The following is a 6,636-nucleotide window of genomic DNA, read 5'->3' as shown; positions in this document are numbered from 1 at the left end:
GCCGGGGAGCCGTTCGGTGTGCGCCACCTCGCCGTCCGCGGCGAAGATCACCAGACTTTCGGAGCGGCGCGCCCGGATCTCCTCCTCGATGGTCTGCTCGATCGCGCGGAGCATGCCCTTCGGGGCGTGCTGGGCCTCCAGGTCCGCGCGAAGCGCCCGCCACCGCAGCTCGACGGCCTTGGACGCGTCCTCGGTGGTCCGGGTGAGGTCCGCGTACACCGACGCGAAGGGTCCCGGACGTTGGTACAGCGATTTGAGGAATGCCAGATCCATGGGGTGGCCCTACCCGCCGCATATGGGACAAACGTAAAGAATGAGGCGGCCGGGCCGGGCGGCGGCGCCCGTGGTCAGTGGTTGCGCAGCGCGTTGACCAGCTGGGACTTGTTCATCGACGACCGTCCCTCGATGCCGATCTCGCGGGCCCGTTTCATCAGGTCTTCCTTCGTCCAGTCGCTGTACGACGGGTTCTTGCCGCCCTTGCGGCCGACCTTCTTCTTGCCCTGGCCCGCCGACGCGTTCGCGATCCGGGCGGCCTTCTCCTTGCTCTCGCCCTGGTCGCGGAGCTTCTGGTACATCTTCTCGTTCTTGATCTGTGCTCTAGGCATATCGGACAGGTACCCGGCACGTGCGGTTCACACATCGGCGACAATGGCACCCGGGGAAGGGGATTCGTGCGCATTCGCATCCTGGGCCCGCTCGATGTGCGGGACGGGGCCGCGCGGCCGGTCGAGGTCGGCGGCCGGCGGCTGCGCGCCCTGCTCGTCCGGCTCGCGGCGGAGGCGGGACACCCGGTGTCGGCCGACCGGCTGCTCGACGACCTGTGGGACGGCGCCCCGCCCGCCGGCGGAGGCAACGCGCTGCAGGCGCTGGTCTCGCGGCTCCGCGGCGTCGCGGGGCGCGACCTGGTCGAGCACGGCCCTGCCGGTTACCGGCTCGGCATCGACCCCGCGCAGGTGGACGCGGTCGCGTTCGAGCGCGGCGTCGCAGCCGCCCGCCGGGAGGACGACCCCGCACGGCGGGCCGAGGCGCTCCGCGAGGCGCTCGCGCTGTGGCGCGGCCCCGCGCTCGCCGACGTCGCCGACGCCGGGTTCGCCGCCGCGACGATCGCGCGGCTGGACGAGCTGCGGCTCGCCGCCGTCGAGGACCACGCGGACGCCGAGGTCGCCGCCGGGCGGCCCGTCCCGCCGGTCGCCGACCTCGAACCGCTCGCCGCGGCGCACCCGCTGCGCGAACGGCTCCGCGGGCACCTCATGCGCGCCCTGTACGCGGCGGGACGGCAGGCCGACGCGCTGGAGGTCTTCGAGGAGACCCGCCGCGCCCTCGCCGACCGGCTCGGCGTCGACCCGTCCCCGGAGCTGTCCGCCGTCCACCTGGAGATCCTGCGGCAGGACGTCCCGGCCGCCGAGCGGCCGCCGCGCCTGGAACGAACGCCGCCGGACGTCCCGCGGCCCGCGCGCACCAACCTGCCCGCCCAGCTCACCAGCTTCGTCGGGCGGGAGGAGGAGTCGCGGCGGGTCGGCAAGCTGCTGCGCGAGACCAGGCTCGTCACCCTCACCGGCCCCGGCGGCGCCGGGAAGACCCGGCTGGCCGGGGAGAGCGCCGCCGCGCTCATGGAGGAGATGCCGGACGGCGTCTGGTTCGTCCCGCTGGCCCCCGTCAGCGACCCGGGCGACGTCGTGCAGGCCGTGCTGCTCGCGCTCAACGTGCCCGAGACCGTCCGACCCGGCGAGACCCGCGTGATCGCGCGGCCCCTCGAACGGCTCACCGACTTCCTCGCCGCCAAGCGGATGATCATCGTCCTCGACAACTGCGAGCACGTCCTCGACGCCGCCGCGCGGCTCGCCGGGCACGTCCTCGCGCAGGCCGAGGGCGTGCGGATCCTCGCCACCAGCCGGGAGCCGCTCGGCATCACCGGCGAGTCGCTGTGCCCGGTGCCGTCCCTTCCGCTGCCGGACGACGCCGTCACCGACCCCGCGGACGCGCTCGGCTACGCCTCCGTCCGCCTGTTCGCCGACCGGGGCGCGGCCGTCCGCCCCGGCTTCGCGGTCGACGCGGACACCGTCGCCGACGTCGTCGCGATCTGCCGCGCGCTCGACGGCATCCCGCTCGCGATCGAACTGGCCGCCGCCCGGCTGCGCTCCCTCACCTCCAGCCAGATCGCGGCCCGGCTCGGCGACCGGTTCCGGCTCCTCACCGGCGGCAGCCGCGCCGCGCTGCCCAGGCACCGGACGCTCCGCGCCGTCGTCGACTGGAGCTGGGACCTGCTGGACGACGTCGAACGCACCGTCCTGCGCCGCCTGTCGGTGTTCGCGGGCGGCGCCACGCCGGACGCCGCCGTCCGCGTCTGCGGCCTCGACGCGCCCGGCGCCCCCGAACCCCACGACGTCATCGACGTGATCGCCGCGCTGATCGACAAGTCGCTGGTGATGGCGGACGGCAACACCGACGTCCGCTACCGGCTGCTGGAGACCGTCCGCGTGTACGCGGGGGAGCGGCTGGACGAGGCGGGCGAGACCGCACGCGTCCGGTCCGCGCACGCCGCCTACCTCGTCGACCTCGCCGAGCGCGCCGAGCCTGAGCTGCGCCGCCACGACCAGCTCCGCTGGGCCGAACGCCTCGCCGACGAACGCGGCAACGTCACCGCCGCGTTCCGGCACATCATCGAGACGCGCGACCGGGAGTCGGGCCTGCGGCTGGGGGCGGCGCTGGTGTGGTTCTGGCTCCTGCGCGACCAGGAGGTCGAGGCGGGGCACTGGGCGGTCGGCGTCCGCGACATGGTCGGCGGCACCGTCCCGCCGGGCCTGGAGGAGCAGTACGCCCTGTGCGTCGTCGCCGCGGGCCTCATCACCGAGATGAGACGGGAGGCCGGGCCGGACGCCGAAAAGCTGAGCGCGATCTTCGACGGCGTCGCCGACATCGTCCCCGGACGGCCGATGCACCCCGCCCTCGTCCTCATGGAACCGGCCTCCAGCATGTTCCACGGGGACATGGACGAGATCGAGCGGCGCCTGCGCCGCATCCAGGACCACCCCGACCCGTGGGTCCGCGCCGTCACCCACGCCCTCCTCGCGCACATGGGCATCAACACCGGGCACATCGACCGGGCGGCCGAGGAGGCCGCCGCCGGCTACGCCCGGTTCCGCGAGCTCGGCGACCGGTTCGGGATGATCCTCGGGCTCAGCGGAATGATGCAGGTCGCGACCGCCCGCGGCGAGCTCGCCGACGCCATCCGGTTCGGCGAGGAGGCGTACGGCTACGCGACCGCCGGCGTCAGCCCCGAGCAGGGCGCGTCGATCCTCACCCAGCTCGCGCGGGCCCGCGCCGACCAGGGCGACCTGGTGCGGGCCCGCGAGGAGCTCCACCTCGCGATGGCGCAGATGGACCGGATCGGCGAGTTCGCCGAAGCCGCCAGCGCCTCGCTCCTACTGTGCGAGCTGGACCTGAAGGAGGGCGACCGCGAGGCCGCCCGCCAGCACGCCGACCGCGCCTATAGGTGGGCCGAACCGCGCGAGCACCGCCCCGACTTCGCGCAGATCGTCCGCCGCACCTACAGCCGCATCGCCTGCCTCGCCGAGGAGGACGGCGACCTCGACGCGGCGCTCGGCTGGCACCTGCGGGCGGTCAGCGACATCAAGAACGACGCGCTGATGGGCAACCCGGCCCTGGCCGCGCTCGTCGAGGGACTCGCCGCCTTCGCCACCGCGCGCGGTGCCCCCGCCCGTGCCGCCGAACTGCTCGGCACCGCGCACACCCTGCGCGGATTCCGAGACACCGGCTGCTACGACGTCCACCGGACGCTCACGGCCGCCACCCGCGCGCTCGGCGACGACGCCTTCTCCGCCGCCTACGAGCGCGGCCGCCGCGTCACCCGCGAGGACGTCTTCGCAGCGGGTCCCGCCATCGTTCACTCCACCGCCCCGGACTCCTCGGCGGGCCCGGACTCCTCGGCAGGGCCGGACTCCGCCTGACGGTTCGGCCGGGTGTCAGGCCCGCCGCGAATACATCCGCATGGCCAGCGGGAACGTGACCACGACGATCCCCGCCGCCCACGCGAGCGTGTACCAGATGTGGTTCCCGACCGGCCCGCCGACCATCAGCGCGCGCAACGACTCCGCGAGATGCGTGACCGGGTTGACCTTCGTCCACGCCTCCAGCCATCCCGGCATCGTGGACGTGTCCGGAACGAGGATGCTGCTCCCGAACGTCAACGGCATCACCCAGATGAACGAGAGCCCCTGGACCGTGTCCGGCGTCGGCGCGACCAGCCCCACCAGCACGGAGATCCAGCAGACCGCCAGGTAGAACACGTACGCGAGCGCGAACCCGGCCAGCACCGACAGCGGATCGGTATGGAACCGGAATCCCAGCAGCGAACCGAACCCGACCAGAACCGTCATCACGGTCACGAACCGGGCCGTATCCCCGAGCACCGACCCGATCAGCGGCGCGGAACGCGCGATCGGCAGGCTCCGGAACCGGTCGAACACGCCCTTGTGGATGTCCTCGTTCAACGCCGTCCCGAGCCCCATCGTCGCGAACATCGCCATCTGCGCGATCAGGCCCGGCAGCAGTTCCTGCAGATAAGACTTCGTGTCGCCCGCCACCGCCCCGCCGAACACGTACAGGAACAGCAGCAGGAACACGATCGGCATCAGCGTCGTGTCCAGCAGCTTCTCCGGCGAGTGCTTCAGCTGGGAGATGTTGCGCCACGCCAGCGTCAGGCCGTGCCGCAGCGTCCGCCGCGGGCTGATGTGCGCGGGCGGCTCCTGGGCCGGGCGGCGCCCGTCAACGGTGATGGCGGTCATGCCACGCTCCCCTCGGGGACGAGTTCGGACGGCGGCTCTTCGGCGAGATGACCGGTCAGGGTGAGGAACACCTCGTCCAGGCTCGGCATCCGCAGCGCCAGCTCCGCCGCCGTGATGGACGCGTCGTCCAGCCGCCTGACCAGCGCCGACAACAGCCGCGGATCGTGCACCGGCGCGGTCACGAGCCCGGCCGGCTCCTGCACCTCCGGCTGCTCCCCGGTCAGCTCGGCGACGATCGCGGTGAGCTGCGCCGTGCGGTACGGCTCGGACGCGCGGACCACCAGCGTCTGCCGCCCGATCCGCCCCTTCAGGTCATCGGACGTGCCCTCCGCGATCACCCGTCCGTGGTCGAACACCGCGATCCGGTCGGCGAGCGCGTCGGCCTCCTCCAGGTACTGCGTGGTCAGCAGCACCGTCGCCCCGTCGGAGACGACACCGCGGACCGTGTCCCAGACCTCGTTGCGGGCCCGCGGGTCGAGCCCGGTCGTCGGCTCGTCCAGGTAGATGACCTCGGGACGGTTGATCAGGCTCGCCGCCAGATCGAGCCGCCGCCGCATCCCGCCCGAGTACGTCTTCACGGCCCGCGACCCGGCCTCGGTGAGCCGGAACCGGTCCAGCAGCTCGCGGGCCCTGGCCTTCGCCTCCCGCCGCTCGAAGTCCAGCAGCCGGGCGATCATCACCAGGTTCTCGGTGCCGGTCAGCTCCTCGTCCACGGACGCGTACTGTCCCGTCAGCCCGATCATCGCGCGCACCTGGACGGCGTCCTTGACGACGTCGTAGCCGCACACCTCGGCCCGTCCCGCATCCGGCTTCAACAACGTCGCCAGCACCCTGACGGCGGTCGTCTTCCCCGCCCCGTTCGGCCCCAGCACCCCGAGGACCGTGCCCCGGCGCGCCGAGATGTCCACGCCGTCCAGGGCCTTCGTCTCCCCGAACCGTTTGCGCAGCCCTTCGGCGCGTATCACATCGTCCATCGGTCGTCCCTCACAGATCGTCGGCCTCTTCGCTCTGCCGCCGGCAACCGTCGCCGAACGAACTGATACGGCACGGACATCGGCGAGCACCCGCTGACGGTGCACTGACGCGACACTGACCCCCCGGCACCTGACCCCTCCGTGACCAGCGGGTTTCCGCCAATGGACGAGGGGATGGACGTTCCGATTTGACGGGTCGTCCGGGGCTGCCTAGTCTTCTTCGTGCCCCAAGGGATGCGGGACGCCGAGAGGCGGACGGCCCCGGGGCAAAGCCAACAGAGGAAAAACGGTTCGCAGCTTGATCCGGGCCGGGGTACTCTTGAGTGGCAAGCCCGGGACGGGATGCAGGACGCCGGAAGGTGGCCGGCCCGTAGGGCACCTCCCATCGAAACGATCTTGGCGGGTTCTTCGCTCGCGGGTTCGCTGTCGTGTGGGAACTCGGTTCGTTCAGCCTTCGTCAAAAAGGATCTTCCTGGATCCGCTTGACAACGGCAGCGAACCAGGTAAGTTAGAAGGGTTGCCCCGGAGCCGGGGCCTGCGAAAGCGGGTTCACGGCGCGGTGGGTGTCCGTTTCTTGAGAACTCAACAGCGTGTTAAAAGCCAGTGCCTTTATACGGCCCGCTCCTTTTGGGGGGTTGGGTCGTCCCCGTGGCCGTCCTTTGGGGCGGTCAGGGATTTCTTTGAGGCAATGCAGCCCCTTTTTGGGGTTGTGATGCTGGGATTGTTTCCAAGGTTTGGCCGGTGTGGAGGTTCGCCCCTTCGTGCTGGTCGTGTGGCCTTAATGGAGAGTTTGATCCTGGCTCAGGACGAACGCTGGCGGCGTGCTTAACACATGCAAGTCGAGCGGAAAGGCCCCT

General features: G+C 71.9%; 4 protein-coding genes, 1 rRNA gene and 1 pseudogene. 2 read left to right on the top strand and 4 right to left on the bottom strand.

Annotation, left to right across the window (positions count from 1 at the left end):
• A pseudogene (locus E1264_RS38440) lies at positions 1-273 on the bottom strand (hypothetical protein); the annotation flags it as partial.
• 74 nt (positions 274-347) lie between these two features.
• Positions 348-605 (bottom strand): Rho termination factor N-terminal domain-containing protein, encoded by a 258-nt coding sequence (locus tag E1264_RS44145; RefSeq protein WP_165964599.1) that lies wholly within the window; start codon positions 603-605, stop codon positions 348-350.
• A gap of 66 nt (positions 606-671) precedes the next feature.
• On the opposite strand from E1264_RS44145, the gene E1264_RS38435 reads away from it, so the two are divergent.
• Entirely contained in the window at positions 672-3,968 is a 3,297-nt protein-coding gene (locus E1264_RS38435) for a BTAD domain-containing putative transcriptional regulator (protein ID WP_165964598.1), read from the top strand.
• Between the two features lie 15 nt (positions 3,969-3,983).
• Here E1264_RS38435 and E1264_RS38430 read toward each other — a convergent pair whose 3' ends face one another.
• Positions 3,984-4,805: an ABC transporter permease gene (locus tag E1264_RS38430; protein ID WP_132181804.1), complete on the bottom strand. Its 822-nt coding sequence runs from the start codon at positions 4,803-4,805 to the stop codon at positions 3,984-3,986.
• A complete protein-coding gene (locus E1264_RS38425; protein WP_132181802.1) occupies positions 4,802-5,779 on the bottom strand; it encodes an ATP-binding cassette domain-containing protein in 978 nt (325 codons plus the stop codon). Before E1264_RS38425 ends, E1264_RS38430 begins: the two co-directional genes overlap by 4 nt.
• Positions 5,780-6,557: 778 nt before the next feature.
• Between E1264_RS38425 and E1264_RS38420 the strand changes: the two genes are divergently transcribed.
• Positions 6,558-6,636 (top strand): 16S ribosomal RNA (locus E1264_RS38420); the annotation flags it as partial.

Source organism: Actinomadura sp. KC216 (genome assembly GCF_004348535.1).
GTDB lineage: Bacteria > Actinomycetota > Actinomycetes > Streptosporangiales > Streptosporangiaceae > Spirillospora.
The sequence above is the reverse complement of the archived record's forward strand: the minus strand, read 5'-3'. Positions and strand labels throughout refer to the sequence as shown.